General features: G+C 65.9%; 22 protein-coding genes. 5 read left to right on the top strand and 17 right to left on the bottom strand.

Translation table 11 applies throughout. From position 1 onward, the window contains the following. The first annotated feature begins 259 nt into the window (after positions 1-259). Entirely contained in the window at positions 260-3,025 is a 2,766-nt protein-coding gene (locus K6V06_RS01195) for a hypothetical protein (protein WP_222239740.1), read from the top strand. A gap of 78 nt (positions 3,026-3,103) precedes the next feature. Further along, on the top strand, positions 3,104-4,210 hold the full coding sequence (gene mltB / locus K6V06_RS01190; protein WP_222239739.1) for a lytic murein transglycosylase B: 1,107 nt from the start codon (positions 3,104-3,106) through the stop codon (positions 4,208-4,210). 75 nt (positions 4,211-4,285) lie between these two features. On the opposite strand, the gene cysM is transcribed toward mltB, so the two are convergent. From cysM to cmk, 11 genes are all read right to left on the bottom strand, one after another. After that, entirely contained in the window at positions 4,286-5,188 is a 903-nt protein-coding gene (gene cysM, locus K6V06_RS01185; protein ID WP_222239738.1) for a cysteine synthase CysM, read from the bottom strand. 92 nt (positions 5,189-5,280) lie between these two features. Then, on the bottom strand, positions 5,281-6,579 hold the full coding sequence (locus tag K6V06_RS01180; RefSeq protein WP_222239737.1) for a solute carrier family 23 protein: 1,299 nt from the start codon (positions 6,577-6,579) through the stop codon (positions 5,281-5,283). A gap of 225 nt (positions 6,580-6,804) precedes the next feature. Further along, on the bottom strand, positions 6,805-7,206 hold the full coding sequence (locus tag K6V06_RS01175; RefSeq protein WP_222239736.1) for a helix-hairpin-helix domain-containing protein: 402 nt from the start codon (positions 7,204-7,206) through the stop codon (positions 6,805-6,807). A 193-nt stretch (positions 7,207-7,399) separates the two neighbouring features. Continuing rightward, the gene (rfaD, locus tag K6V06_RS01170; protein WP_222239735.1) at positions 7,400-8,395 is read right to left on the bottom strand and encodes an ADP-glyceromanno-heptose 6-epimerase; all 996 of its coding nucleotides are present in this window, start codon (positions 8,393-8,395) and stop codon (positions 7,400-7,402) included. 29 nt (positions 8,396-8,424) lie between these two features. Beyond that, positions 8,425-9,369: a D-glycero-beta-D-manno-heptose-7-phosphate kinase gene (gene rfaE1, locus K6V06_RS01165; protein ID WP_222239734.1), complete on the bottom strand. Its 945-nt coding sequence runs from the start codon at positions 9,367-9,369 to the stop codon at positions 8,425-8,427. Positions 9,370-9,411: 42 nt separating this feature from the next. Then, a complete protein-coding gene (locus K6V06_RS01160; protein WP_222239733.1) occupies positions 9,412-10,785 on the bottom strand; it encodes a UDP-glucose/GDP-mannose dehydrogenase family protein in 1,374 nt (457 codons plus the stop codon). A 48-nt stretch (positions 10,786-10,833) separates the two neighbouring features. Next, a complete protein-coding gene (gene lapB / locus K6V06_RS01155; RefSeq protein WP_222239732.1) occupies positions 10,834-12,084 on the bottom strand; it encodes a lipopolysaccharide assembly protein LapB in 1,251 nt (416 codons plus the stop codon). Between the two features lie 2 nt (positions 12,085-12,086). Then, positions 12,087-12,404: a lipopolysaccharide assembly protein LapA domain-containing protein gene (locus K6V06_RS01150; RefSeq protein ID WP_222239731.1), complete on the bottom strand. Its 318-nt coding sequence runs from the start codon at positions 12,402-12,404 to the stop codon at positions 12,087-12,089. A gap of 406 nt (positions 12,405-12,810) precedes the next feature. Next, positions 12,811-13,284 carry an integration host factor subunit beta gene (locus K6V06_RS01145; protein WP_222239730.1) on the bottom strand — a complete coding sequence of 158 codons (474 nt, stop codon included), beginning with the start codon at positions 13,282-13,284 and terminating at the stop codon, positions 12,811-12,813. A 42-nt stretch (positions 13,285-13,326) separates the two neighbouring features. Further along, positions 13,327-15,018: a 30S ribosomal protein S1 gene (gene rpsA, locus K6V06_RS01140; protein WP_222239729.1), complete on the bottom strand. Its 1,692-nt coding sequence runs from the start codon at positions 15,016-15,018 to the stop codon at positions 13,327-13,329. Positions 15,019-15,167: 149 nt separating this feature from the next. Beyond that, the gene (cmk, locus tag K6V06_RS01135; RefSeq protein WP_222239728.1) at positions 15,168-15,845 is read right to left on the bottom strand and encodes a (d)CMP kinase; all 678 of its coding nucleotides are present in this window, start codon (positions 15,843-15,845) and stop codon (positions 15,168-15,170) included. Between the two features lie 129 nt (positions 15,846-15,974). Here cmk and K6V06_RS01130 point away from each other — a divergent pair, with 129 nt between their 5' ends. Then, positions 15,975-16,205, top strand: coding sequence for a DUF2061 domain-containing protein (locus K6V06_RS01130; RefSeq protein ID WP_222239727.1), 231 nt, complete (start codon positions 15,975-15,977; stop codon positions 16,203-16,205). Positions 16,206-16,225: 20 nt separating this feature from the next. On the opposite strand, the gene aroA is transcribed toward K6V06_RS01130, so the two are convergent. The 6 genes from aroA to gyrA form a co-directional block, all read right to left on the bottom strand. After that, complete coding sequence (gene aroA, locus K6V06_RS01125) at positions 16,226-17,530, bottom strand: 3-phosphoshikimate 1-carboxyvinyltransferase (RefSeq protein WP_222239726.1); 1,305 nt, start codon at positions 17,528-17,530, stop codon at positions 16,226-16,228. Positions 17,531-17,602: 72 nt separating this feature from the next. Beyond that, positions 17,603-18,562, bottom strand: coding sequence for a prephenate dehydrogenase/arogenate dehydrogenase family protein (locus tag K6V06_RS01120; RefSeq protein WP_222239725.1), 960 nt, complete (start codon positions 18,560-18,562; stop codon positions 17,603-17,605). A gap of 88 nt (positions 18,563-18,650) precedes the next feature. Continuing rightward, positions 18,651-19,784: a prephenate dehydratase gene (gene pheA / locus K6V06_RS01115; protein WP_222239724.1), complete on the bottom strand. Its 1,134-nt coding sequence runs from the start codon at positions 19,782-19,784 to the stop codon at positions 18,651-18,653. Positions 19,785-19,863: 79 nt separating this feature from the next. After that, complete coding sequence (serC, locus tag K6V06_RS01110) at positions 19,864-21,018, bottom strand: 3-phosphoserine/phosphohydroxythreonine transaminase (RefSeq protein ID WP_222239723.1); 1,155 nt, start codon at positions 21,016-21,018, stop codon at positions 19,864-19,866. 117 nt (positions 21,019-21,135) lie between these two features. Then, positions 21,136-21,645, bottom strand: a complete 510-nt coding sequence (locus K6V06_RS01105) for a DUF2059 domain-containing protein (RefSeq protein ID WP_255581525.1) — start codon at positions 21,643-21,645, stop codon at positions 21,136-21,138. A gap of 132 nt (positions 21,646-21,777) precedes the next feature. Then, the gene (gyrA, locus tag K6V06_RS01100) at positions 21,778-24,456 is read right to left on the bottom strand and encodes a DNA gyrase subunit A (protein ID WP_222239722.1); all 2,679 of its coding nucleotides are present in this window, start codon (positions 24,454-24,456) and stop codon (positions 21,778-21,780) included. Positions 24,457-24,878: 422 nt separating this feature from the next. On the opposite strand from gyrA, the gene ompA reads away from it, so the two are divergent. After that, the gene (ompA, locus tag K6V06_RS01095) at positions 24,879-25,541 is read left to right on the top strand and encodes an outer membrane protein OmpA (RefSeq protein ID WP_222239721.1); all 663 of its coding nucleotides are present in this window, start codon (positions 24,879-24,881) and stop codon (positions 25,539-25,541) included. Between the two features lie 161 nt (positions 25,542-25,702). Continuing rightward, positions 25,703-26,434 carry a bifunctional 2-polyprenyl-6-hydroxyphenol methylase/3-demethylubiquinol 3-O-methyltransferase UbiG gene (gene ubiG, locus K6V06_RS01090; protein WP_222239720.1) on the top strand — a complete coding sequence of 244 codons (732 nt, stop codon included), beginning with the start codon at positions 25,703-25,705 and terminating at the stop codon, positions 26,432-26,434.

Below are 26,434 nucleotides of genomic sequence, written 5' to 3'. Positions count from 1 at the left end.
ATGGTTTTGCGTTTTATTGTCTCCAGCCGCTACGTTAGCACAGGGTGCAGTGCGGCAAGAGGCGGCCTGGCAGCGGACGTTGACGCTGAAGTGGAAGGTCCCGCAGTTCCTGATAGAGGAACGAGATTCCCTGCCGGACAATTCGCGCTTCCCGGCGCTCCACTCTGTCGGCATGCGACGCTACCAGCTGCACACCACTTCTTGTCCCCCGGTCCCGTCGACGAGTACCTCGTCGCCGCAGAGGACTAGCACACTCGGCGTGTTCTGGTTCAAGGATCGGCTGGTCCGAATCACGCGCGTGGAGGGTTGCGGCATGCGCGCCGAACAGCTGCACAGGCGCGCCGATTTCAAGACGTTGCTCCACTACATCTGCTACCGGCTTGCGTCACTGCTGCGGCTGGAAGGTAGCGAGTCGTGGTGGGTGAAGCGAAGGGACATGGCGGACATCGCGGCACAGGTGGCCGAGGCAGCAGGCCCCTGCGCCAGGAGCCTGCTGCCGGGCACGGTGCGGGAACCGGATGTTGCGGCCCCGCCCAGCCGCGAACCAGCGGTCCTCCCTCCTTCACAGTCGAGCCTGCTCCCCCGGATACCGTGTCGCGATAGCACGGTCGAACCCGTGACCATGGAACGGGCGCCGGTATGCGTGAAGCGCCCGGCCGGCCCCCAGCAAGGCTTCCTTTTTCAGATTGCCTCGCTGTTGTCGGACTACCTTGCGCCGCCTGAGCGGCAGGCGCTGCGCTACAGCGCCAAGGCCGCGTTGAGCGCTCTGGCCTCCACAGAAGCATTCGACAGGACATTCGTCTCGGCTCTGAAGCTACCCGCCTCGTATGTGATGCCGCATGTGCTGGCACAGTGGGAGGCCCGGTCGAGCGCGGCGTCCACCGCAGTGACCGGCACGGCCGCGGAGCGGGCGGAACTGATTGCGGTCCTGGCGGAACAAGACAAGACCGCCCCCTTCTCCTTCAGCAGCCGGCCGATGGGCCCGGAGCTTCTGTCGCGCCTGGCCCTCACGTTGGCCGAGCAGACCGGGTCCTCGCTGGGGATCGCCGTTCTCGTGTGGAATTCGAGCGACCGGCTGCCGAACTGGGAATGCGTCCGCTGGGTAGCCGGCCGGGCAAGGGCCACGGAGAACGGCGTCCGGCCGCACATCGACGCATTGTGCGGCATGCTGCAGAACGAGACCAGCGCCGCCAGGCCGATGCACCGGCTGCTGCTGCCCGACCTCGAATCCTTCCGGGAAGCTGTCGCCGCCCTGCCGGCAAGCCACCGCCAATCCGTGCGGTTCGGCAACCACTTCGGGACCGACCTCTGGCACCTCGTTCGCGGCTATATCCTCCAGGACGACAACCGGAGCGTCCGCGAGGAACACTGGAGGTCGCTGTATCAGGAAGCCGTCGAGGGGATGGGACCCGAACGACCGCATTGCGTCCGCCTCCTTTCGGCACTGGCGCAGGCGTTGCCGCTCGCGGCAGACCGGTCCCCTGGCCTGGGCGGCTTCGAGTTCGTCCGCGGCTTCGACGCTGGCGATGTCGAGCGCTGGAAGAACCTTGCGGGATGGCTCGACGTGCTCCCCGCATCCGATGCCTATCCTCTCGCCTGGCAATTGGCGCGGGCCTTGCAGTGGTTTCCCAGGGACCGCGTCTGTGCTGCTCTCGCAGGGCTGGATCAGGCGGTGCGACGCGAGCCGGAAGCCAGACGGCGCCTGCCGCTGAGCAAGGCCCTTCTGCCGCACCGCCCGCAAGGCGATCGCGCAAGGGCATGGGCCGATTGCTGGACCGATGCAGCGCAATCGCACGAGGAACGCCTTGCCGTTGCTCGCTTGCTTGAAGCCGTGCCCGCAATGGAGGGATGGGCTCTTGTGCTGAACGCCTGTCGAGAATCCGCGGACCGGACAGCCGGCTCGCGGATGCTGAACGAGTGGGCCCAGATGCTGTTGGCGGTGATCGATGCAAAAGTGCGCAGCAAGGTGGCCTGCGTCCTACCGCATGGCGATCCGGGACGAGCTGTTGACCCGCACTTGATGGCGGAGGTGGAGGCCCAGGCGTTCTTGCTGGCCAGGAAGGGCGGCCCCATCGAGCCCTTGCTGGATTGCCTGGCACGGCGAGAGAACAACGACAGCTCGAAGGATTCGTCAGGTCTTGCCGTCATCGAACTCCTGATCGGCAAGGCCGACCGCAGCCAGCTCGCCGCGGCCCTGGCCGCCCTGCTGCGGATCGGCGAGGGGCAGAATCGCACCGGAAACTGGTCCCTGAACCACCTCCACACGCTGCTGGCCCGCCTCGGTTGGCATTCCCGCGCACAGCATACATGGAGCGCACATGTCCATCCCGGCCCTGCCCTCATCTGTTCCATCGCTCACCAATGCGAGGACGCGTTGTGGCGGGCAGCGGCCAGCAAGCGGGGCCCGCCCGGCGAGGCAAGCGAACGTTCGATTCTGGGACAGGCGACCGAAATCGCCGGTGGCTTGTTCACGGCCTATATCCGTACTGAACGCGTCGACGCCGAAGTTCTCTGGGAGGCGGCACAGTTGGCGGACAGCATTGCCTATCTGAACGCCGTCTGGTTCCCGGGAGAGGAAGCGCCCCAATCCGTACGCGATTTACTGAAGGACGTGTGGCACAGCGTCGACAAGTTGTCACCGGTGACTTGCAAACAATGGCTTGAAAAGTTGATGCGGCGAAAAATCGTCGGCCTGCGCCGCCCATTGGACGAGCGGACCGCCTGGTCAAGTGCAACAGTCCGTTACATCGTGTCTTCGGCTCACGCCGTGTTCGACAGCGCAGATGGCAGGCTCGTCAAGATGCTGACAATGCTGCAGCTCGATGGCGCCTCACTCATGGCGCAGCGCGGATTCGATCCGTTGAAGGAGCAGTTGTGGAACATCATTAGTCGGCTTCCCACCGCCGACTTGTTGCCTGTCTTCGGCGAGGAAGTCGCCGCCTGGTTCGCCCAGCCTCCTGACGACCCGCGGCACCTCACTCCCTGGAAGGCGGCCAAGAAGGAATTCGAGGCGCGGCGCAACTGATGCCGCCGGCGGCTCCCCTCGCAAGCAAGGAAGCGCAGTGGGGCTCCGTTATACTCGGTCCGACTTGCAAGGGAACCCATGACCGAGAAACAACGAACATTGCGTCGCCCTTTGCTGGGCGCCGCCCTTTCCGCCGCGGCGTTGTCGCTGTGCGGCGTATCCCCCAATGTGCTGGCGGCGGGTAAGCGCCGTGTCAGTTACCGCGAAGAAGAGATCGAGCCCGGTCGCTACGCCAGCAACGGGCAGGCGCAGGCCTTTATCGAGCAGATGGTTGGCAAGCATGGCTTCGACCGTGCCACGCTCAATGACTGGTTCGGACAGGCGGTGTACTCGGCGACCGTGGCGCGGCTGATCATGCCGCCGACGACACCCGGGCGCAAGAGCTGGCGCGCTTACCGCTCGCGCTTCATCGAGCCGATCCGCATTCGGGCCGGGGTGCGCTTCTGGGAGGAGCATCGCGATACGCTGCGCCGCGCCGAGGCCGAGTTCGGCGTACCGGCCTCCGTGATCGTCGGCATCATCGGCGTCGAGACCATCTACGGCCGCAACATGGGCGATTTTCGCGTGATCGACTCGCTCTCGACGCTGGCCTTCGACTATCCCGATACGCCCAATCGCGCCGCCCGCACAACCCTGTTCCGCAACCAGCTCGAGGACTATCTGGTCTGGTGCCGCGACACCGGCACCGACGTCTTCTCGGTGCTTGGCTCCTATGCCGGCGCCATCGGCATTCCGCAGTTCATGCCGACCAGCCTGCGCGAGTACGCCACCGACTACGATGGCGATCGCCATATCGACCTGCGCAACAGCGCGGTCGATGCTATCGGCAGCGTCGGGCGCTTCCTGCAGTTGCATGGGTGGGAAGCTGGCAGGCCAATCGCCTGGACGCTGTCGCGCGATGCGGGCACGCTGGCGGTCGCCGCTGCCAATGCGGACGGGGAGCCGTGGCCGACCCGCAGCCTGGGTCAGCTGACCGGCGCGGGATTGCGGCTGGACGAGCCGGTCGATGTCGCCAGCGAGGCGGAGACCGGTGTGCTGGTGGTCGATCTGCCGACGCCGGATGCGCCGACCGAATACGTGATCGGACTGCGCAACTTCTATGTGCTGACGCGCTACAACCGCAGCTTCTTCTACGCGCTCACGGTCCATCAGCTCGGCGAGGCGGTCAAGGCAGCGATGCTGTAGGGACTGCGGCCGCCGTTACCCGTGGCGGGCGACGGCGGCTGTCCAGACGCAGATTGGAGAAATCAGGCGGGAAAATCAGGCAGGAAAGACGCCCGTGGACAGATAGCGGTCGCCGCGGTCGCACACCACGAAGACGATGGTCGCGTCGCGCACCTCCTCGGCAATCTGCAACGCCACGCATAGCGCGCCCGCGGCCGAGATGCCGCAGAAGATGCCTTCCTCGCGTGCCATCCGGCGCGCCATATGCTCGGCGTCGGACTGGCTGACCAGTTCGGTGCGGTCGATATGGCTGGGATCGTAGATCTTGGGCAGATACGCCTCGGGCCACTTGCGAATGCCCGGGATGCGCGAGCCTTCGGCCGGCTGCGCGCCGACGATCTGCACCGCCGGGTTCTGTTCCTTCAGGTAGCGCGACACGCCGGTGATGGTGCCGGTGGTGCCCATCGCGGAGACGAAATGGGTGACGCGCCCTTCGGTGTCGCGCCAGATTTCCGGACCGGTGGTCTCGTAGTGCGCCTGCGGATTGTCGGGGTTGGCGAACTGGTCGAGGATGATGCCCTTGCCGTCGCGCTCCATCGAATCGGCCAGATCGCGGGCGTATTCCATGCCGCCCTTGACCGGCGTCAGGATGATCTCCGCCCCATAGGCGGCCATGCTCTGCCGGCGCTCCAGGCTCAGGTCCTCCGGCATGATCAGCACCATCTTGTAGCCGCGGATTGCCGCTGCCATTGCCAGTGCGATGCCGGTATTGCCCGACGTTGCCTCGATCAGCGTGTCGCCCGGCCTGATGCGCCCGCGCTCCTCGGCCCGCGCAATCATCGACAGCGCAGGACGGTCCTTGACGGAACCCGCCGGGTTGTTTCCCTCCAGCTTGCCAAGGATCACGTTGCCGCGCTCGCTGTTTGCCGCGCCGGGGATACGTTGCAGTTGCACCAGCGGCGTATTGCCGATGGTGTCTTCGATAGTCTTGTAGGCCATGATGCGGGGCAGATTCAGAGTCGGCCCCATTGTAATGCAGTCGTCATGGCCCTGCCCGGCCCGTGGACAAGCCGCGGGCCGGGCAGGCACGGTCAGGCCTGATCGCGGCCCTTGCCCAGCAGGTGGTAGAGCAATATCGCACCGAAGGTGGCCGTGCCGATGCCACCCAGCGTCATGCCGCCCAGCTTCAGCGTCAGGTCACCGGCGGCAACGGTCAGCGTCGCGCCCACGGTAATCAGGTTGCGCGAGCTGGAGAAGTCCACGCCGTTCTCGACCCAGATGCGGCCCGCCGTGGCGGCGATCAGGCCGAACACCACGATGGTCAACCCGCCGATCACCGGACCGGGAATGGTCAGGATCAGGGCGCCGAACTTCGGCGAGAAGCCCAGCACGATGGCCACCAGCGCGGCCACCACGAAGATCAGCGTCGAGTAGATCCGCGTGACCGCCATCACGCCCATGTTCTCGGCGTAGGTGGTCACGCCCGTGCCGCCGCCCGCGGCCGACAGCATGGTCGCCACGCCATCGCCAATGAAGGCGCGGCCGATGTACGGGTCGAGATTGCGTCCCGTCATCACGCCGATCGCCTTGATATGACCCAGGTTCTCGGCGACCAGCACGATCGCCACCGGGGCGATCAGCAGCATGGCGTTCCACTCGAACACCGGTGCGGTGAACGACGGCAGGCCGATCCAGCTCGATGTCGCCACGCCCGAGAAGTCGATCGCCTTGCCCAGCCCCATCACGTTGGCGCACAGGTAGTAGGCGAGGTATCCGACCAGCCCGCCGATCAGCACCGGCAGACGCCCGATCATGCCGGGCGCCCGGACTGCGACAAGACCGACGGCAAGGACCGTCAGCAGGCCGATCCAGGTATCGAGCGCGGCGCCGCTGACGGCCTTGACCGCGACCGGCGCGAGATTCAGGCCAATGGCGGCCACGATGGCGCCGGTCACCACAGGCGGCATCAGCCGTTCGACCCAGCGATAGCCCGCGCCCTGCACAATCAGGCCTATCACGGTGTAGAGCACGCCCGCGGCGATGATGCCCCCGAGCGCCACCGGGATGTTCGGGTTGGGACCGCTACCGGCATAGCCCGTGGCCGCGATCACCACTGCAATGAAGGCGAAGCTGGAGCCGAGATAGCTGGGCACGCGGCCGCGCACGCAGAGGAAGAAGATGAGCGTGCCGATGCCCGAGAAGAGGATGGCGATATTCGGATTGAACCCCATCAGGATCGGCGCGATCGCCGTGGAGCCGAACATGGCCACCACATGCTGGATGCCGGCAAGGACCGTATGCCCTGCGGGCAGGCGCTCGTCGGGGGCGATCACCCCAGAGGTTTTCAGCTTCCAGCGCGGCATGAACCCCGCGTCGTCGCCATTGGCCATTTGTTCTGCTCCCGTTGACGGTGGCCGCTTGCGACCCGCGCACGGCCTTGATGTTGTCGATTTGTGTAGGCGTGCGGCGCCGCTGGATCGCCGGCGCGCGCAGCGCCCGAATCATACTCCCCGGACCATCCCGGTGCGAAGCGCCACCATGCCTGCACCGCCATGGGCGTTGCGTCCGGGATAAAGCAGGAGCCATACCAGTGCTGCGGCATGGCTGGCGGCACCTCAGCGTGGAGCGGCCTTGACCTCGCCCTTGGGGCCGACGACGGACCCCGGCGTCGCTTGCAGGCGGATGACAGGACTGCCGGGTCCGGGCTTGGCCGGCCTGGTGGAGTTGCCGGACCTGACGGCGGCGCTGCCGAACACCAGCCCTTCCTGCTGCAGCCGGGCGAGAAGCCTGGAGCCGATCCCCTTGACCCGCCCGCTCAGGTCGCCGCCGTCGCGGAAGGGGCCATCCTTGTCGCGCGCCTGCACGATGCGGTGCGCGAGCGCCGGCCCGATGCCCTTCAGACCCGTGAGCGCTGCCTCGTCGGCACGATTGATATCGACCGCCGCCAGCGCATCGCCGCCCGGCAGCGTCCATAGCGCCATCCCGCAACACAGCGCCAGCAGTGTCTTCTTGAACATGGTTCAGGCTCCTTGTCGGCGGTCGCCGGGCACGAGGCCATGCGACGACCGGTGCTGCACTGGCCTGACCGGACGGACAGGCCACCCGTCTTGCGACGAGGCAGCAGGGAGCATAAGAGCGGGAACGGGCGCTGGCGCGCCCGTCTACAAAAGTTGACCTGTGCGGCAGCGGCCGCCACGGATGCGGTGCCGCTCAGCCGCCCCGTTGCAGCAGCCAGCGGCAGTAGCGGGCCACGCCCTCCTCGACTGTATAGAACGGCGCCGTATAGCCGGCGCCGCGCAGCCGCGAGACATCCGATTGCGTGAAGCACTGGTACTTGCCGCGCAAGGCATCGGGGAACTTGGTGTATTCGAGCAGCCCTTCCTGCACCATCTCCTCCAGCGTCAGCGCCGGCTTGCCCTCCGCGTCGCGCAAGGTATTGACCACGGTGACCGCGATGTCGTTGAAGGGCTGCGCGCGGCCGGTGCCAAGGTTGAAGATCCCGGACTTCTCGGGATGATCGAGGAAGAACAGGTTGACCTTGACCACGTCCTCGACCGAGACGAAATCGCGGGTATGCCCGCCCGGCCCATAGCCGCCGTACTCGCCGAACAGCTTGACGGTGCCGTCGGCCCGGAACTGGTTGAAGTTGTGGAAGGCGACCGACGCCATGCGGCCCTTGTGCGTCTCGCGCGGACCATAGACGTTGAAGTAGCGGAAGCCCACGATCTGGCTGTGCGCGCCCGGCAACGCCCGCCGCACCACCTGGTCGAACAGGAACTTGGAGTAGCCGTAGACGTTCAGCGGCTGCTCGAATTGCCGCTCCTCGCGGAAGGTCTGCGAGGCGCCGTAGGTGGCCGCGGAAGAGGCGTAGAGGAACTGCACGCCCTGCTCCTGGCAGGCCTGCATCAGCGCCAGCGAGTAGCGGTAGTTGTTCTCCATCATGTAGCGACCATCGGTCTCCATGGTGTCGGAGCAGGCGCCCTCGTGGAACACCGCGCGTACCTTGCCGAAGTCGCCGCGGGCGAAGCGCTCGACGAATTCGCTCTTGTCCAGGTAGTCGCGAATCTCGCAGTCGACCAGGTTCTGGAACTTGTCCGCCCGGGTCAGGTTGTCCACGGCGATGACATCGTCCTCGCCGCGGTCGTTCAGACCCTTGACGAGATTGCTGCCGACGAATCCGGCCGCGCCGGTAACGATGATGGTCATGATGAATCGAGCAGTGATTGGGAGCGCGCTCAGGCGGCGCCGAACAGTTCGGGGTAGCTGACCACGGCTGTGCCGAGCTTGCCCACCACGATGCCGCCCGCGCGGTTGGCGTGCTGCACCGCCTCCTTCAGCGGAATGCCGGCGCCCAGCATGGTCGCCAGCGTCGCGATGACGGTATCGCCGGCACCCGACACGTCATAGACCTCGCGCGCCTGCGCGGAGACGTGCAGCACCTCGGCCTCGGTATAGAGCGTCATGCCTTCTTCGGAGCGGGTCAGCAGCAGCGCTTCGAGCCGCAGCGCACGGCGCAGGTTCTGCGCGCGGATGGTCAGGTCGGCCTCGGTCTTCCAGGCGCCCACGACGGCCCGCATCTCCGCCCGGTTGGGCGTGATCAGCGTCGCGCCGCGATAGCGCGAATAGTCGTCGCCCTTCGGATCGACCAGCACCATCTTGCCCGCGGCGCGGCCGCCCTCCACCATCCTGGCGACGTGGGTCAGCCCGCCCTTGCCGTAGTCCGACAGCACCACCACCGCGTGCTCGGCAACCAGGGCCTGGTAGCGGTCCAGCACGCTCAGCAGGACTTCGTGGGTGGGCGGGTTCTCGAAATCCACGCGCAGCAGCTGCTGCTGGTGTGCCAGCACGCGCAGCTTGATGGTGGTGCTGACGCTCGCGTCCCGGTACAGGAAGGGCGACACCTTGTCCGAGCCGAGCAGCGCCTCCAGCGTGCGCCCTGGCTCGTCGTCGCCCACCACGCCGAGCATGCCGACAGAGGCGCCGAGCGCCGCGGCATTGCGCGCCACGTTGGCCGCGCCGCCCAGCCGCTCCTCGCTGCGCTTGACCTGCACCACCGGCACCGGCGCCTCGGGAGAGATCCGCTCCACGTCGCCGAACCAGTAGCGGTCCAGCATCATGTCTCCCACCACGAGGATGCGGGACTGCTGCAGCTGCTCTCGTGTGATCGGGTTTCTGTTCATGAAAGTCCTCTGTCGGCGCGGCCAATGCCGCGCAACGTCGCGTCAGTCGTGCGGCTTCGGCCGGCCGATCGCGTGGTATTCAATGCCGGCGTCGCGCATGTCCGCCGGCTCGTACAGGTTCCGCCCGTCGAACACCACCGGCGACTTCAGGCGCCGGCGGATCTGGCCGAAATCGGGGCTGCGGAACACCTTCCATTCGGTGACGATGGCCAGCGCATCGGCGCCGTCGAGCGCGTCCATCTGGCTCTCGCAGTACGTTACACGTTCCAGCCCGCCCGGAATGTGCGACAGGTCCTCTGCGAGGACGCGGCGCGCCTCCGGCAGCGCGACCGGGTCGTGCAACCGCAGGGCAGCCCCACGGGCGATCAGATCGCGAGCCAGCACGCGCGAGGGGGCCTCTCGCATGTCGTCGGTATTGGGCTTGAACGCGAGGCCCCAGATGGCAAAGGTACGGCCGCTCAGGTCCTCGCCAAAACGCCGCACCACCTTGGCGCCCAGCACCTCCTTCTGCGCCGTGTTGACGGTTTCGACCGCCTCCAGCACGCGCATCGACTGGCCCCTCGCCGCGGCGGTGCGGATCATCGCCTTCACGTCCTTGGGAAAGCAGGATCCGCCATAACCGGCGCCGGCATACAGGAAACTGTAGCCGATCCGCGGGTCGGAACCGATCCCCATCCGCACCAGTTCGATGTCGGCGCCGACGTGCTCGGCCAGGTTGGCCAGCTCGTTCATGAAGGAAATGCGCGTGGCGAGCATCGCGTTGGCAGCGTACTTGGTGAACTCGGCCGAGCGCACGTCCATGTAGAAGGTGCGCTCGTGGTTGCGGTTGAATGGCGCGTAGAGCGAGCGCATCACGGCGCGCGCGTGGCGGCCGGCCGCGTCGTCGTTGCAGCCGATCACGATACGGTCGGGGCGCATGAAGTCCTCGACCGCCGCCCCCTCCTTCAGGAACTCGGGATTGGACACGACCGAGAACTGCAGGTCTTCCAGGCCCCGCACCGCCAGCTCCTCGCGGATCACCGCGGCGACGCGGTCGCCGGTGCCAACCGGCACGGTCGACTTGTCGACCACGATCTTGAAGCCGTCCATCCGGCGGCCGATGCTGCGGGCCGCAGCCAGGACATATTGCAGGTCGGCCGAGCCGTCTTCGCCCGCCGGCGTGCCGACCGCGATGAACTGCACGTCGGCATGGTCGATGGCGGCAGCCTCGTCGGTCGAGAACACCAGCCGGCCGGCATCGCGGTTGCGCTGGATCAGCTCCTTCAGACCGGGCTCGTAGATTGGCAGGCCGCCGTCGTTGAGCAGCCCGATCTTGCGTTCGTCGACATCGAAGCAGAACACATCGTTGCCCAGTTCCGCCAGACACGCGCCGGTGACAAGCCCGACATAGCCACTACCAATAATGGTGACCTTCATGTGCACGACTCCGCAGGACGATAGAAACGGTTCGCGTTCCCGGCAACGTCACCCCAGCGCTTCGGTGCGCCGTGGCGCATAGGTTTCCCAGCGGTTGCAGCCGGGGCATTGCCAGTAGAACAGGCGCGCGCGGAAGCCGCATTCACGGCAGGTGTAGCGCGCCAGGTTGCGTGTGCGTTGCTGCAGCAGGTCGCGGATGGCGGCGTCTTCCTGGGCCCGCTCCTGCGCGGCCGGCCCGGCGGGATGCGGCGCCGGCTTGTCCGCGGAGGCGGCTGCAACGGCGGCATCGCCCGGCACCGCCGGCGCCGGCGCCGACAACGCGGCGCGCGCATCGAAATAGCGAGTCAGCGCCTGCAGGCTCGGCTGGCGGCGCAGTTGCTCGCGCATCAGCGCGGCGGCCGCCGCCGGACCGTTCAGTTCGAGCTCCGCGCGGTAGGCGGTGTCGAGCAGCTCCGGCGCAAGGCCGGTCTTGAGCAGTTCGCGCAGCCAGTCCAGCGCCTTGCCCTGCTCGTCCAGCTGCCGGTACGCCTTCACCACGCGATCGGCGACCAGTGGCAGGAAGCTGGCGTCCTGCTGTTCGATGCCGAGCCAGTGGCGCAGCGCAGCCGGCGCGTCGCCCGAGGCCATCGCCACGTCGCCCAGCAGGATCGGCGCGCGCACATTGCGCGGGTTCTCGCGCAGCGCCTGCTCCAGCCACGACACCGCTTCGCCGGGCTGCTTGCGCTGCAATGCGTCCTGCGCGAGTTCGCAGCAGAACTGCGCGATCTGCACGCTGTAGTCCTGGCCGCTGAGGGTCTGCAACTCCCGCGCCGCATCGATGGCCTTGTTCCACTCCTTTTCGACTTCGTACAGCTCGAGCAGCACCGTCTTGGCCGAGGCCGCATACGGCCCCACCATCAGGTTGCGCAGCGACTCTTCCGCCCGGTCCAGCAGCCCGGCGCGCAGGTAGTCCTGTCCCAGCTCGAACAGCGCGTGCTCGCGCTCGGCCTCCGGCAGGTCCGGGCGAGTGGCCAGGTTCTGGTGCACCCGGATGGCGCGCTCGGTCTCGCCGCGCCGGCGAAACAGGGCGCCCAGGGCGAAATGCAGCTCGGTGGTCTCCGGATCGAGGCGGGCGACTTCGACAAAGGCGTCGATCGCCTTGTCCGGCTGCTCGTTGAGCAGGAAGTTCAGACCCTTGAAATACGAGCGAGGCAAGGCGCCCTGCTCGCTGATCGCCTGACGCAGATCCAGCCGCGCCGCCATCCAGCCCAGCCCGAAGACGATTGGCAAGGCCAGCAGCCACCATGTTTCAAAGGTCATGCTCAGACTTTCGGACCGATCACGTTATAGGGAGTGGCGGCGCCGGTCGTGCCGGCAGGCGCTACGGGCTCCACGCGGGCGGCGCCTGCCGCACGGCGCAGCCGGGCAATCTCGATGCGCTGGCGCATCAGGCGCGGCGCCACCGCGGCAATCGCCGCCACCGCGCCGAGCAGGAACGCCGCCAGCAGAATCAGGATCAGCGGTGCCTGCCAGACGGCATCGAAGAACAATTGCAGCGACACCTCGGCCGTATTACGCAGCGCGAGCACGAACAGGAGCGCGAACAGGATGATGCGGATGATCCAGGCGACAAGTTTCATGCTGGTGACGTCATGGGTGCGGTCATTGGGTGGTGCAACTGGGGACGGGCGAAGCCAGGCGAGGCAACGGTGCCATCCTTGCTGGCCACATCGGTGACGGCCCGTCGCGGTTCCCGGCATTGTAGCGGAATCGATTCCGTCACACGGCGGTAGTGCGGGTGCCAGGCGCATCGCCGGCCAGCGTCGCACGCGGTGACGAGCAGGCTGCAAACCGCCGCGATGGCGGGCGCTGCCGTGATCGGGCGCGCCGCTCGCCAGAGAAACGCGAGAGAAATGCGAGAGAAATGCGAGAGAAACGCGAGGGACTCGCGAAAAACCTTGAAACAAAAAAAGCGCCCCTGAAGGGACGCTTCAGGGGCGCTTCGATACGCTGTGTCGGCGCGCCTTCTTCCGAAGGCGCCCGCGGTCAGGACTGCGCCAGGTTCAGCGTCTGGCTATCGGCATTGGCGGCGGGAGCGGCGTTCGCCGCCGCCGTGACCGGCACTGCCGCCGCCTTGCCCGCAACCACGGCATGCGCATGGCCGATGGCATGCGCGGAAATGCCGCCGTTGCCGGCTTCGACAGCCGTCTCGTCCTCGCAAGACGTGACGGGCGTCCCCTGGCTGCGGTCCACCCGCTCGCGCAACTCCTTGCCGGCCTTGAAGTGCGGTACCCGTTTTTCCGGGACCATCACCCGTTCACCCGACTTGGGGTTGCGCCCCACACGCGGCGGCCGGCGATTCAGGCCGAAGCTGCCAAAGCCGCGAATCTCGATGCGATGGCCATCGGCCAGCGCATCGGACATCGCGTCGAGGATCGTTTTGACCGAGATGTCCGCATCCCGCAGCAGCAACTGCGGAAAGCGGGCAGCCAGTTTTTCGACGAGCTCGGACTTGGTCATGAATAACCGCGCGTGAGTTCGAGGGACGACCGCGACGGCGGATTAACCGCCCTGGCCCAGACGTGCCTTCAGCAGTGCGCCCAGGTTGGTCGTGCCGGCGGCACCCGAATCGGCCGAGAACTTCTGCATCGCTTCCTGCTGCTCGGCCGAGTCCTTCGACTTGATCGACAGGTTGATGTTGCGCGACTTGCGGTCGACGTTGACGATCGCAGCAGTGATCGACTCGCCTTCCTTCAGCACGTTGCGCGCATCTTCCACACGGTCAGCCGAAATCTCGGAAGCACGCAGGTAGCCCTCGACATCGTCAGCCAGTTGCACCACGGCGCCCTTGGCGTCGACCGACTTGATGGTGCCGGTCACGACCGAGCCCTTGTCATTGGCCGAGATGAAGTTGTTGAACGGATCGCCCGACAGCTGCTTGATGCCCAGCGAGATGCGTTCCTTGTCCACATCGATGCCCAGGACCACGGCCTTGACTTCGTCGCCCTTCTTGTACTGGCGCACGGCTTCTTCCGGAGCCACGTTCCAGGACAGGTCGGACAGGTGCACCAGGCCGTCGATGCCGCCCGGCAGACCGATGAACACGCCGAAGTCGGTGATCGACTTGATCTGGCCGCTCAGGGTGTCGCCCTTCTTGTAGTTGCGGCTGAAGTCGTCCCACGGATTGGCCTTGCACTGCTTCATGCCCAGGCTGATACGACGCTTGTCTTCGTCGATATCCAGCACCATGACTTCGACTTCGTCGCCCAGCTGGACAACCTTGGACGGCGCAACGTTCTTGTTGGTCCAGTCCATTTCCGACACGTGCACCAGACCTTCGATGCCCGGCTCGATCTCGACGAACGCGCCGTAGTCGGTCAGGTTGGTCACCTTGCCGAACAGGCGGGTGCCTTGCGGGTAGCGGCGCGAGATGCCGATCCACGGATCTTCGCCCAGCTGCTTGACGCCCAGCGAGACGCGGTTCTTTTCCTGGTCGAACTTGAGGATCTTGGCGGTGATTTCCTGGCCAACCGACAGCACTTCGCTCGGATGACGCACGCGACGCCATGCCAGGTCGGTGATGTGCAGCAGGCCGTCGATGCCACCCAGATCCACGAACGCGCCGTAGTCGGTGATGTTCTTGACGATACCGTTGACGATGGCGCCTTCCTTCAGGGTTTCCATCAGCTTCTGGCGCTCTTCGCCCAGGGTCGCTTCGACCACGGCGCGGCGCGACAGCACAACGTTGTTGCGCTTGCGGTCCAGCTTGATGACCTTGAATTCCAGGGTCTTGCCTTCGTACGGCGTGGTGTCCTTGATCGGACGCACGTCGACCAGCGAGCCCGGCAGGAACGCGCGGATGCCGTTGACCATCACCGTCAGGCCGCCCTTGACCTTGCCGGTCACGGTACCCGAGATGATTTCGCCTTCTTCCAGCGCCTTCTCGAGATTCAGCCACGATGCCAGGCGCTTGGCCTTGTCGCGGGACAGGATGGTGTCGCCATAGCCGTTCTCGAGCGCGTCGATGGCGACGGAAACATAGTCGCCCGCCTGCACTTCGAGTTCGCCCTGGTCGTTCAGGAACTCCTCCACCGGCACGAAGGCTTCGGACTTCAGGCCAGCGTTGACGACCACGAAGTTGTGGTCGATCCGCACCACTTCAGCGGAAATCACTTCGCCAGCCTTCATATTGGAGCGGGCGATCGATTCCTCGAATAGTGCGGCAAAGGATTCGTTGTTTTGCAGGTCGGACATAAGTAGGTTCACAAGCCGCTGTACGGGCCGGCGCGACCATCGCGCTCAGTTTGCCAGGGACAGCGGGGTTAGGGGTTGGACATCGCCGGAAGACGTCGCCGGGCCATGCCGGCAGCCGTTTCCGGCCCTCTTGCTGCGGACACCAGCGGTCAGCGACCGCCGGGCATGGCGCCCAGTTCCCGGTGCCACGCCAGCACTTGCGCCACTGCCTGCTCCACCGTCATGTCGGAGGTATCGAGCAGCCGCGCATCCTCTGCGGGCCGAAGAGGCGCCGCGGCGCGGGATCGGTCCCGCAGGTCGCGCGCTTCAAGGTCTCGCAAAAGGTCTTCGATACTAGCAGAAATTCCCTTATCAATCAATTGTTTATACCGCCTGCGGGCGCGCGCCTCGACGCTTGCGGTCAGGAACACCTTCAGCCGCGCATCGGGAAAGATCACCGTCCCCATATCCCGCCCGTCGGCAACGAGTCCCGGCAGCTTGCGGAAGTTGCGTTGCAGTTGCGTGAGCGCGTCCCGGACCGGCTGGTGGACCGCCAGCGCCGAGGCCCGATTGCCGATCGCCTCGGCGCGGATCGCCAGGCTGACCTCTTCCCCGCACAGCCAGACCCGGTCCGGGCCGAACTTTACGTCCAGTTTCGCCGCCACATCGGTAAGCGTCTCGACATCGGCGATGTCCACGCCGGCCCTCTCGCTGGCCAGGGCCACCAGGCGGTAGAGCGAGCCGCTGTCGAGCAGGTGATAGCCCAGCGCGTCAGCGACCTTGTGGGCGACGGTGCCCTTGCCCGAGGCGGTGGGTCCATCGATGGTGACGACTTCCGCAATAGTCATTACTTATCAAAACAAAAGAAACGATCAATTTCCGCCGGAAAATGAGAACCATTATCATTCGATCCATGGTTCAACCGGCGGCACGTCTTTCCGTTCCTGCCGCTTCCCCCCAAATCGAGGCAATCCATCATGGCAAAAACGTTATCGTTCGGCGTCATGCACCTTGGCATCGCGTTCAGCGTGACCTATGCGCTGACAGGAAACCTTGCCATCAGCGGTGCCGTGACCTTCATCGAGCCAGCGGTCAATACTGTCGCCCACTACTTCTTCGACCGCTACTGGGAACGCCGCCAGCGCAGCAAGGCCCAAGGCCGGGACGAATCCGGCTCCGCGGCGCCCGCCTTCGCCCACGCCCACTGAAGAAGGGCCTGGGCACTCCTTCAGGAGGCGACGCTGCCAAAGGCCGCGAAATACTCCGGAAACGTCTTGGCGACGCAGCCGGGATCGTTGATCCGCACGGGCAGCGGCCCAAATGCGGCCAGCGAGAAACACATCGCCACCCGGTGATCATCATAGGTGTCAATTCCGCCTGCCGGGGTCTTCCATTCGGCCGGCGGCGTCACGCGCAGAAAGTCCGGACCCGCCTCCACTTGCGCGCCCAGCTTGCGCAGCTCGGTCGCCATGGCCTCGATCCGGTCGGTTTCCTTGACGCGCCAGCTGCCGATATTGGTCAGCGTGGTGGCGCCCTGGGCGAACAGCGCCGCCACCGCGAGCGTCATCGCCGCGTCGGGAATGGCATTGCAGTCCAGCTCGATCCCGCGCAGCCGGCCGTCGTCGGACTCGCACCCGCGTACTTCGATCCAGTTCGAGCCCGCCATCACGTTGGCGCCCATCCGGTTCAGTGCATCGGCAAAGCGCACATCGCCCTGGATGCTGGCCATGCCGACTCCCTCTACCCGCACGGGCCCGCCGCCAATCGCGCCCGCCGCGAGGAAATACGAAGCGGACGAGGCGTCACCTTCGACATAGATCTCACCCGGCGAGCGATACTGCGCGCCGGCCGGCAGCACGAAGCGGGACCAGCCGTCCCGCTGCACCTCGACGCCGAAGCGTTCGAGCAGATTCAGCGTGATCTCGATATATGGCCGGGAGATCAACTCCCCGACCACCTCGATCTCGATCTTCCCCGAGGCGGTCCGCGTCAGCGGCAGCGCCATCAGCAGCGCCGTCAGGAACTGGCTCGACACGTCGCCGCGCACGCGGATCGGCGCGTCGATGCGGATCTGCCCTGTGCCGATCGCCAGCGGCGGATAGCCCTCATTGCCCAGATAGTCCAGCTGGGCACCGACCGGGCGCAAGCCATCGACCAGATCGCCGATCGGCCGCTCGTGCATCCGGGGCACGCCGGAGAGCCGGTACTGGCCGCCCTGCAGCGCCAGCGCCGCCGTCAGGGGACGGATCGCCGTACCGGCATTGCCCATGAAGAGCTCCGCCGCCTTGACCGGGAAATTACCGCGGCTGCCGGTGACCACGTGGTCCTGGCCGTCGCGCCGCCATTCGACCCCCAGTACGCGCAGCGCTTCGAGCATCACGCGGGTATCGTCCGAGTCCAGCAGATCGCGCACCCGAGTCTGGCCGTCGGCCAGCGCCGCCAGCAGCAGTACGCGGTTGGAGATGCTCTTGGAGCCGGGCAGGCGGACCGTGCCGGCGGCACGGGTCAGGGGACCGAGGGTCAGATGTTCCATAGTGCGGCGCAGATCGGGTGTATGAGTTGGGGCAGCGGCGAGCGGGCCAGGACAGCGGAAGATCCGCCGCGCCTACGGCTCGACGTTGTCGGCGGCGGCGCGGTCTGCGCCCCACTGCAGGCGCACTTCGCTGGCGCGGGTGAAGACACGTTGCAACGCATCGCCGTCGCCCGCCTCGATGCGAGCGCGCAGGTGCCCGAGGATCGACTGGTAGGTATCGAGTTCGCGCAGCAATGCGGTCCGGTTGGCGACACAGATGTCGCGCCACATCTCGGGCGAGGAGCCGGCGATCCGGGTGAAATCGCGGAAGCCGCCGCCGGCGCAGGACAGCTTTAGCGCCGCGTCCTCGGCATTGGCGATCTGGGCCACCAGCGCATACGACAGCAGGTGGGGCAGATGGCTGACCGCCGCGAACACCGCATCGTGCTGGACCGCGGACAGGATCTCGCACTTGCCGCCAGCGACCTCCCACATCGCCCGGACGGTAGCGACGTCCGCGCGGCTGTTCTCCTGCAGCGGGCACAGCACCACCTGCCGGCCACGATAGAGATCGGCCAGCGCCGCATCGACGCCGCTCAACTCGCGTCCTGCGATCGGGTGCGCCGGCACGAATTGCGCCGCCTTGTCGCCCAGCGCCGTCTTCGCCGCGACAATCACGTCGCCCTTGGTGCTGCCAGCATCGGTGACGATGGTGCTGGCCTCCAGATGCGGCTCCAGCGCGTGCAGCAGGCCGAAGGTCTGCGCGACCGGCGCGCACAGCACGATGACGCTGGCCCCTTGCGCCGCCTCGGCCAGCGGCGCGGCGCGATCGATCACGCCCAGTTCGATGGCGCGCTCCAGCGACGACGCCGAGCGTCCCACGCCGATCACTTCGCCGACCACGCCGGCGCGCTTGAGCGCGAGCGCAAGGGAGCCGCCGATCAGGCCAACACCGACGATAACGACACGGGGAAGATGGAAGGAGGACACGTCGGCAGGCACGGCAGCGAACAAAAAGGGCGGGCGCCTGGCGGCGCGTGGCAAAACCGGCATTGTAGCCGCTCGCTCGCGGCGCCATGCCTTTGGCAGGTCTGAAGGGCCGGCGCACGCCGCCCGGACGCGGGCGACGTGCGCGGTTGCCTCAGCGGCTGGACGGGTAGGAGCCGAGCACCTTGAAGAAGGCCGCATTCACGCGCAGTTCGCGCAGGGCCCGCTCCACGGCCGGGTCCTGCTGGTGGCCTTCCACGTCCACATAGAAGTAGTACTCCCAGGCGCCGCTGCGGGCCGGGCGGGATTCGAAACGGCACATCGACACGCCGTTGTCGGCCAGCGGTGCCAGCAGCTGGTAGACCGCGCCGGCCTTGTTCGGCACCGACAGGATCAGCGAGGTCTGGTCGCTGCCCGAGGGCTCGGTCTCGTACCGCCCGATCACCGCGAAGCGGGTGCGGTTGTGCGGATCGTCCTGGATATGCGAGCGAACGATATGCAGGTGGTAGCGGTTGGCGGCGGTTTCCCCGGCAATGGCCGCCACGGTCGGGTCTTCGCTGGCCATCCGCGCCGCCTCCGCATTGCTGGATACCGGCTGGCGCTCCAGATGCGGGTAGTTGGCGGTCAGCCAGTGCTGGCACTGCGCCAGCGCCTGAGGATGCGCGCGCACCACGGTGACGCCCTGCAGGTCCGGCGTCGATGCCATCAGGTTGTGGTGCACCTTCAGCGCAATCTCGCCGCTGATCTTCAGCGAAGTCTGCAGGAACAGGTCCAGCGTGCGCGAGACCGCGCCTTCGGTCGAGTTCTCGACCGGGACCACGCCGTACTCGACGGTCCCGGCCTCCACCGCGCGGAACACCTCGTCGATGCTCGGGCACGGCACGCCCGAGACTTCATGACCGAAATGCGCGTACAGCGCCTGCTCGGAGAAGGTGCCGGCCGGCCCGAGGAAGGCGACCTCCAGCGGCTTTTCCAGCCCCCGGCAGGCCGACATCACCTCGCGCCAGATCGCGGCCACGCTCTCGTCCAGCAGCGGACCCGCATTGCCCGCCTGCACCTTGCGAATGACCTGCAATTCGCGCTCGGGCCGGAACACCGGTGCGCCGAAGCGCTTCTTGACCTCGCCGACGTCCAGCGCCAGCTGGGCACGGCGGTTCAGCATCGCCAGCAATTGGCGGTCGACCGCATCGATCTGCTCGCGCAGCGGCGCGAGTTCCGCCGACAGCGCGGCTTCCTGCGCCTGGTCGCCCTGGATGGCGACCGGCGCGTTCTTCTCTTCTGGTGTCATGATGTCAAACCCGCTTGCGCGCTCCGCCTGCGGCAGCGGCGCGCAAAACCAACGATAGCCAACGCGCGAATCTGCCGACTCAGGCCGCGTTGCGCTCGAATTCGCGCATGTATTCGATCAGCGCACTGACGCCGTCCAACGGCATGGCGTTATAGATGCTCGCCCGCATGCCGCCAACCGACTTGTGGCCCTTGAGCTGGAGCAGGCCGTTGGCGCGTGCGCCGGCGAGGAAAGCCTCGTTGCGCGATTCGTCGGCCAGGAAGAACGGCACGTTCATGCGCGAACGGCACGACGGATCGACCTCGTTGCGATAGAACGCGCTCTGGTCCAGGTAATCGTATAGCGCCTTCGCCTTGGCGATATTGCGCTGCTCGATGCCGTCGATACCGCCCTGGCGCTTGAGCCACTGGAACACCAGCCCCGCGATATAGATGGTGTAGGTCGGCGGCGTGTTGAACATCGAGTTGTGCTCGTTGACGACGCGCCAGTTGAATGCCGACGGGCACAGCGGGTGGGCGTGGCCCAGCAGGTCCTCGCGCACGATCACGATGGTGACCCCGGCCGGACCGATATTCTTCTGCGCGCCGGCATACAGCACCTGGATGCGGCTCCAGTCGACCGGGCGCGACAGGATATGGCTCGACGCATCGGCGACCACCACGCGGCCCGCGCGCTGGCCGATCTCCGGCACCTGCTGGAACTCCACGCCGCCGATGGTCTCGTTGGTGCACAGATGCACGTAGGCCGCATCGTCCGACAGGTTCCAGTACGCCGCGTCCGGAATGGACAGGTAACGCCCGGCCTTGCCGTCGGCAGCGATATGCGTCTGCCCGTAGCGGCGGCCTTCCTGCTCCGTCTTCACCGACCATGAGCCGGTAATGACGAAATCGGCCTTCGGCTGCTGCGGATCCAGCCGGCCCATCAGGTTCAGCGGCACGATCGCGTTCTCGCCGATCGCCCCACCCTGCAGGAACAGGATCCGGTAGTTGTCCGGCACCGCCAGCAATTCGCGCAAGTCGGCCAGGGCCTGCTGGTGGATGCTCTCGAACTCCTTGCTGCGGTGACTCATCTCCATCACCGACACCCCGGTGCCCCGCCAGGACAGCATCTCCTCGGCAGCCTGCTGCAGTACCTCGGTCGGCAAGGCCGCGGGTCCGGCGGAGAAATTGAAGACACGTTCGGCTGCACTGCGCTGCAGCATGGCGGCAAGGGCGTTGGGCTGGGGATCGTTCATGGAGGGCAAAGAAAAATGGCTGCCAGGTGGACCAGGCAGCCATTATTACTCAAAGCGGCGCGAGATTGCGCGCAAGGCCGGGCTCGCCGTCGGCGCGTCCGGCCTGCAGCGGAGCCGTTACTTGGCTGCCGCGGTCACTTCCTTTTCAGCGGCGTCGCGCATCGACTTGCCAACCTGCGGGCCGTACTTCTGCATCATCGAGCCCCAGATTTCCTGCGTGGCCTTGCCCTGGTTGGCCATGAACTTCTGGCCGGTCGGCGACTTCAGGAAGGTGGTCAGGTCGCGGATTTCCTGCGCGCTGTAGTACTTGCCGAAGGCGTCGTAGTGCGCCTGCAGCGCGTCCTTGCGGAAGGCATCGGTGGCGAACTGCTTGCCGGCGTTGTCGACCACACGCTGCACGGCACCATTCTTCTTCAGCTTCTCGACCGCATCCTGCTTCTGCTTGTCGCTCAGCGTCTTGTTCTCGACCAGCACCTGCTCCAGCACCAGCGGCGCTTCCTGCTTCGCGCCCGCCTGCCAGTTCTCGGCCTGGCCCTTGACGGCCTGTTCCGCCTGCATCACGGTCAGCAGCTCCTTGATGGCAGCGGTCTTGTCCGCGTCCTGCGCCTGTGCGTGATGTGCGACCATCATGGCCGGAACAAAGGCAGCGAGAACAGCGATACGTTGGGTTTGACGCATTATGACTCCCTATGAATTCGTCCGTTTTTAGTCCGGCAGCCGTAATCCTAGTTCCGGTTCGCCAGCCAATGTTGCAACTGATTACGATTCCGTGCCTGCCGTACCGTCGGCTGCATTGCCGTCGGCCGGACCGCCGTCCTCTGCCTCGTCGTCTTCGTCCGCCGGCACGTCGGCACCGTTGTCCGCATCGCTTTCGACGATGCGCTGCAGGCCCGACAGCCTGGTGCCCTCGCCGACGCTGATCAGCGTGACGCCCTGGGTGGCGCGACCCATCTCGCGGATTTCGGATACGCGGGTGCGGATCAGCACGCCGCCGGTGGTGATCAGCATGATCTCGTGCTCGGGCGCCACCAGCGCCGCGGCGACCACGCGGCCGTTACGCTCGGTCGTCTGGATCGCGATCATGCCCTTCGTGCCACGGCCATGTCGAGTGTATTCGGAGATCGGCGTGCGCTTGCCATAGCCGTTCTCGGTCGCCGTCAGCACGCTGCCCACCGGCGTCGCCTCCTCGGCGTTCTCCGGCGGCGCCACCAGCATGGCGATCACGGTCTGGCCGTCGTCCAGGTTCATGCCCCGCACGCCGCGCGCCTGCCGGCCCATCGGCCGCACATCGTTCTCGTCGAAGCGCACCGCCTTGCCGGCGTCGGAGAACAGCATCACGTCGTGCTTGCCGTCGGTCACCGCGGCACCGATCAGGTAGTCGCCCTCGTCGAGGTCGACCGCGATGATGCCGGCCTTGCGCGGGTTCGAGAACTCGGTCAGCGCGGTCTTCTTGACCGTGCCGCGCGCGGTCGCCATGAAGATATAGTGCTCGGCGTCGAACTGGCGCACCGGCAGGATCACCGTGATCTTCTCGCCGTCCTGCAGCGGGAACATATTGACGATCGGGCGTCCGCGCGAGGCACGGGAGCCCTGCGGCACCTCGTACACCTTCAGCCAGTACAGCCGGCCGCGGTTGGAGAAGCACAGGATGTAGTCGTGCGTATTGGCGACGAACAGCGTATCGATCCAGTCGTCTTCCTTGGTCGCCATCGCCTGCTTGCCGCGGCCGCCGCGCTTCTGCGCCCGGTATTCGGAGATCGGCTGGCTCTTCATATAGCCGCTGTGCGACAGCGTCACCACCATGTCCTGCGGGGTAATCAGGTCCTCGGTATCGAGTTCGGTCGCGTTCAGCTCGATCTGCGAGCGGCGGTCATCGCCGAACTCGGCGCGAATCGCCGTCAGTTCGTCGGTGATGATGGAGGTGATCCGCTCCGGACGGGCGAGGATGTCGAGCAGGTCGCTGATCGTGTCCATGATCTCGCGATACTCCTGGACGATCTTGTCCTGCTCCAGGCCGGTCAGGCGCTGCAGGCGCATCTGCAGGATTTCGCCCGCCTGCGAATCGGACAGGCGGTACAGGCCGTCCGCTTGCATGCCGAACACCGCCGGCAGGCCGTCGGGCCGGTACGCGGCGCGGCCGCCCGGCGCTTCGCTTTCCGCCCGCGCCAGCATTTCGCGCACCACGGAGGAGTCCCACGCCTTGGCCATCAGTTCCTGCTTGGCCACCGGCGGCGTCGGCGCCGCCTTGATGATGGCGATGAACTCGTCGATGTTGGCCAGCGCCACCGCCAGGCCTTCCAGCACATGGCCGCGCTCCCGTGCCTTGCGCAGTTCGTACACGGTGCGACGGGTCACCACCTCGCGCCGGTGCGACAGGAAGCACTCCAGCATCTGACGCAGGTTCAGCAGGCGCGGCTGGCCGTCGACCAGCGCCACCATGTTCATGCCGAAGGTGTCCTGCAGCTGGGTGTTCTTATATAGGTTGTTGAGGACGACCTCGGGCACCTCGTTGCGCTTGAGCTCGATCACCACGCGCATGCCCGACTTGTCGGACTCGTCGCGGATGTCCGAAATGCCCTCGACCTTCTTCTCCGTCACCAGCTCGGCGATCCGCTCCAGCAGGGTGCGCTTGTTCACCTGGTACGGCAGCTCGTCGATGATGATCGCCTGGCGCTGGCCGCGGTCGATATCCTCGAAGTGCGTGCGTGCTCGCATCACCACCCGCCCCCGCCCGGTGCGGTAGCCTTCGCGCACGCCCTGGATGCCATAGATAATGCCGGCGGTGGGGAAATCGGGCGCCGGGATCAGCTCGATCAGCTCGTCCACGGTCGCCTGCGGGTTGCGCAGCAGGTGCAGGCAGCCGTCGACGACTTCATTCAGGTTATGCGGCGGGATATTGGTCGCCATGCCGACCGCAATGCCCGAGGAGCCGTTGATCAGCAGATTCGGAATACGCGCCGGCAGAATGTGCGGCTCGTTTTCGGAACCGTCGTAGTTCGGAATGAAATCGACGGTTTCCTTATCGATGTCCAACAGCATTTCATGCGCTATCTTGGACAGCCGGATTTCCGTATAACGCATCGCCGCGGCGTTGTCGCCGTCGACCGAGCCGAAATTGCCCTGGCCGTCCACCAGCATGTAGCGCAGCGAAAAGTCCTGCGCCATGCGGACAATGGTGTCGTACACCGCGGTGTCGCCGTGCGGGTGATATTTACCAATGACGTCGCCGACAATACGGGCCGACTTCTTGTAAGGCCGGTTCCAGTCGTTGTTCAGCTCGTGCATTGCGAACAGCACACGCCGGTGAACCGGCTTCAGGCCGTCCCGCACGTCGGGAAGCGCGCGCCCGACGATCACGCTCATGGCGTAATCGAGATAGGAGCGGCGCATTTCCTCTTCTAGGGAGACCGGAAGGGTTTCTTTTGCGAATTGATCCATTGCGGCGTGGCGTATGCGGTTGAAACGCCCGCGTTTGACCCGGCGCAGGGAGGCGGCCGGGGCAGCGGGCAACATGGCATTCTAACACGCGCCGCAACCCCTTCCCGCGGCGTCCGGACCGCCGCCGGAAGCAGCCGCCCGGCCCGGAGCGAAGCCCGCCAGCCAAGCTGCGACAAGGGTTTGCGGGCGCCGCAAGGTCCGTGTTGCACAAACACCACAGCCCCCAAACCCATGGATTGAATCGAATATATTTACTTCTTAGGAAACGAGCCTTGTGGCACAATTCCCCAGCGAAGAGCCAGACATTGTTCGAAGTGGAGCATTCTCCACTCGAGGAAGGTTATACTCCGAAGAATGTATGACTTGTTTTCGTCCATTTGCTCGCAGTAACCCTGCGGTGATCTCATCCTGAGAGGAGAAATATGAAAAAATTTGCCAAGCTCGCGCTCGTTGCAGCTACCGCAGTAATGGCCGCATCCGCTCAAGCCCAATCGTCGTCGGTTCCTTATGAAAAGAAGGCCGTGAACGATAACTGGGGTAACGGTACGAGCGAGTACGTGTGGAAGAATGGCACGAACGAGCTCTGCTGGCGCGATAGCTCCTGGACTCCGGCCACCGCCAACGCCCAGTGCGACGGCGCCCTGGCACCGGCCGCCGCTCCGGCACCCGCACCGGCCAAGCCGGCTGCTCCGGTCGTTTCGAGCGAGAAGGTTACCTTCGCCGCCGACACGCTGTTCGACTTCGACAAGGCTGTGCTGAAGCCGGAAGGTCGCGCGAAGCTGGACGACCTGGTGTCGAAGCTGTCGGGCATCACTCTGGAAGTCATCATCGCAGTGGGTCACACCGACTCGTTCGGCACCGATCGCTACAACGATCGCCTGTCGATCCGCCGCGCCGAAGCCGTCAAGGCCTATCTGGTGAGCAAGGGCGTCGAAGCCAACCGCGTCTACACCGAAGGCAAGGGCGAGCGTCAGCTGAAGGTCGATCCGAAGTCGTGCAAGGGCAACCGCTCGGCACAGATCGCCTGCCAGCAGCCGAACCGCCGCGTGGAAGTCGAAGTCGTCGGCACCCGCAGCGCACGCTAATCGGACCTGTTCCGATGCGGAAGAAGCCCAGCGCAAGCTGGGCTTTTTTTTCGCCTGCATTTTTTTGGTAGAGTTGGGCAATTCCCGTACTCCGCCGCCCAACGTGCCGTCGGCCATGGCGCCGGATACCAACCTCTCCGTCTTCCCTCTCCCGATTCCATATGGCTCACCCTACCGTCGAGACGCGCCAGTTGCCCCGCAATGCCGATCTGAAGGAAATCGACAAATTCAGCGAGATGGCGCACCGCTGGTGGGACCCCAACAGCGAATTCAAGCCGCTGCATGACATCAATCCGCTGCGTCTGGGCTGGATCGACGGCATCGCGCATCTGAGCGGCAAGCAGGTCGTCGATGTCGGGTGCGGCGGTGGCATCCTGTCCGAAAGCATGGCCAGGCTGGGCGCCACGGTGCGCGGCATCGACCTGTCGCGCAAGGCGCTGAAGGTCGCGGACCTGCACAGCCTGGATTCCGGCGTGGTGGTCACCTACGAGGAGATCCCGGTCGAAACGCTGGCCGAGCGCATGCCGGCCAGCGTCGACGTGGTCACCTGCATGGAAATGCTGGAGCACGTGCCGGACCCGGCTTCGGTCGTGCGTGCCTGTGCCACGCTGGTCCGCCCCGGTGGCCACGTGTTCTTCTCCACCATCAACCGCAACCTGAAGGCCTACCTGCTGGCCGTGATCGGTGCGGAGTACGTGATGAACATGCTGCCGCGCGGCACGCATGACTACGAGAAGTTCCTGCAACCGGCGGAGATGGCACGCTTTGGCCGCCAGGCGGGCCTGGACCTGCTGCAGATGAAGGGACTGGTCTACCGCCCGCTCGCGCAGGTCTACGAGCTGAGCGACGACACCGACGTCAACTACATGATGGCCTTCCGCCGCAATGCCTGA

It is taken from the genome of Cupriavidus sp. AU9028 (assembly GCF_019795295.1).
Lineage (GTDB): Bacteria > Pseudomonadota > Gammaproteobacteria > Burkholderiales > Burkholderiaceae > Cupriavidus.
The sequence above is the reverse complement of the archived record's forward strand: the minus strand, read 5'-3'. Positions and strand labels throughout refer to the sequence as shown.

What these genes read in the sequence shown, in the direction of transcription:
- K6V06_RS01150 (WP_222239731.1), bottom strand. Translation starts at nt 12,404, where the DNA reads ATGAAACTTGTCGCCTGGATCATCCGCATCATCCTGTTCGCGCTCCTG.
- cysM (WP_222239738.1), bottom strand. Translation starts at nt 5,188, where the DNA reads ATGGCCTACAAGACTATCGAAGACACCATCGGCAATACGCCGCTGGTG.
- rfaE1 (WP_222239734.1), bottom strand. Translation starts at nt 9,369, where the DNA reads ATGAACAGAAACCCGATCACACGAGAGCAGCTGCAGCAGTCCCGCATC.
- lapB (WP_222239732.1), bottom strand. Translation starts at nt 12,084, where the DNA reads ATGACCTTTGAAACATGGTGGCTGCTGGCCTTGCCAATCGTCTTCGGG.
- K6V06_RS01160 (WP_222239733.1), bottom strand. Translation starts at nt 10,785, where the DNA reads ATGAAGGTCACCATTATTGGTAGTGGCTATGTCGGGCTTGTCACCGGC.
- gyrA (WP_222239722.1), bottom strand. Translation starts at nt 24,456, where the DNA reads ATGGATCAATTCGCAAAAGAAACCCTTCCGGTCTCCCTAGAAGAGGAA.
- pheA (WP_222239724.1), bottom strand. Translation starts at nt 19,784, where the DNA reads ATGACACCAGAAGAGAAGAACGCGCCGGTCGCCATCCAGGGCGACCAG.
- K6V06_RS01105 (WP_255581525.1), bottom strand. Translation starts at nt 21,645, where the DNA reads ATGGTCGCACATCACGCACAGGCGCAGGACGCGGACAAGACCGCTGCC.
- K6V06_RS01130 (WP_222239727.1), top strand. Translation starts at nt 15,975, where the DNA reads ATGGCAAAAACGTTATCGTTCGGCGTCATGCACCTTGGCATCGCGTTC.
- K6V06_RS01145 (WP_222239730.1), bottom strand. Translation starts at nt 13,284, where the DNA reads ATGACCAAGTCCGAGCTCGTCGAAAAACTGGCTGCCCGCTTTCCGCAG.
- serC (WP_222239723.1), bottom strand. Translation starts at nt 21,018, where the DNA reads ATGAACGATCCCCAGCCCAACGCCCTTGCCGCCATGCTGCAGCGCAGT.
- ubiG (WP_222239720.1), top strand. Translation starts at nt 25,703, where the DNA reads ATGGCTCACCCTACCGTCGAGACGCGCCAGTTGCCCCGCAATGCCGAT.
- aroA (WP_222239726.1), bottom strand. Translation starts at nt 17,530, where the DNA reads ATGGAACATCTGACCCTCGGTCCCCTGACCCGTGCCGCCGGCACGGTC.
- rpsA (WP_222239729.1), bottom strand. Translation starts at nt 15,018, where the DNA reads ATGTCCGACCTGCAAAACAACGAATCCTTTGCCGCACTATTCGAGGAA.
- K6V06_RS01180 (WP_222239737.1), bottom strand. Translation starts at nt 6,579, where the DNA reads ATGGCCAATGGCGACGACGCGGGGTTCATGCCGCGCTGGAAGCTGAAA.
- rfaD (WP_222239735.1), bottom strand. Translation starts at nt 8,395, where the DNA reads ATGACCATCATCGTTACCGGCGCGGCCGGATTCGTCGGCAGCAATCTC.
- K6V06_RS01120 (WP_222239725.1), bottom strand. Translation starts at nt 18,562, where the DNA reads ATGCCGGTTTTGCCACGCGCCGCCAGGCGCCCGCCCTTTTTGTTCGCT.
- mltB (WP_222239739.1), top strand. Translation starts at nt 3,104, where the DNA reads ATGACCGAGAAACAACGAACATTGCGTCGCCCTTTGCTGGGCGCCGCC.
- cmk (WP_222239728.1), bottom strand. Translation starts at nt 15,845, where the DNA reads ATGACTATTGCGGAAGTCGTCACCATCGATGGACCCACCGCCTCGGGC.
- ompA (WP_222239721.1), top strand. Translation starts at nt 24,879, where the DNA reads ATGAAAAAATTTGCCAAGCTCGCGCTCGTTGCAGCTACCGCAGTAATG.
- K6V06_RS01175 (WP_222239736.1), bottom strand. Translation starts at nt 7,206, where the DNA reads ATGTTCAAGAAGACACTGCTGGCGCTGTGTTGCGGGATGGCGCTATGG.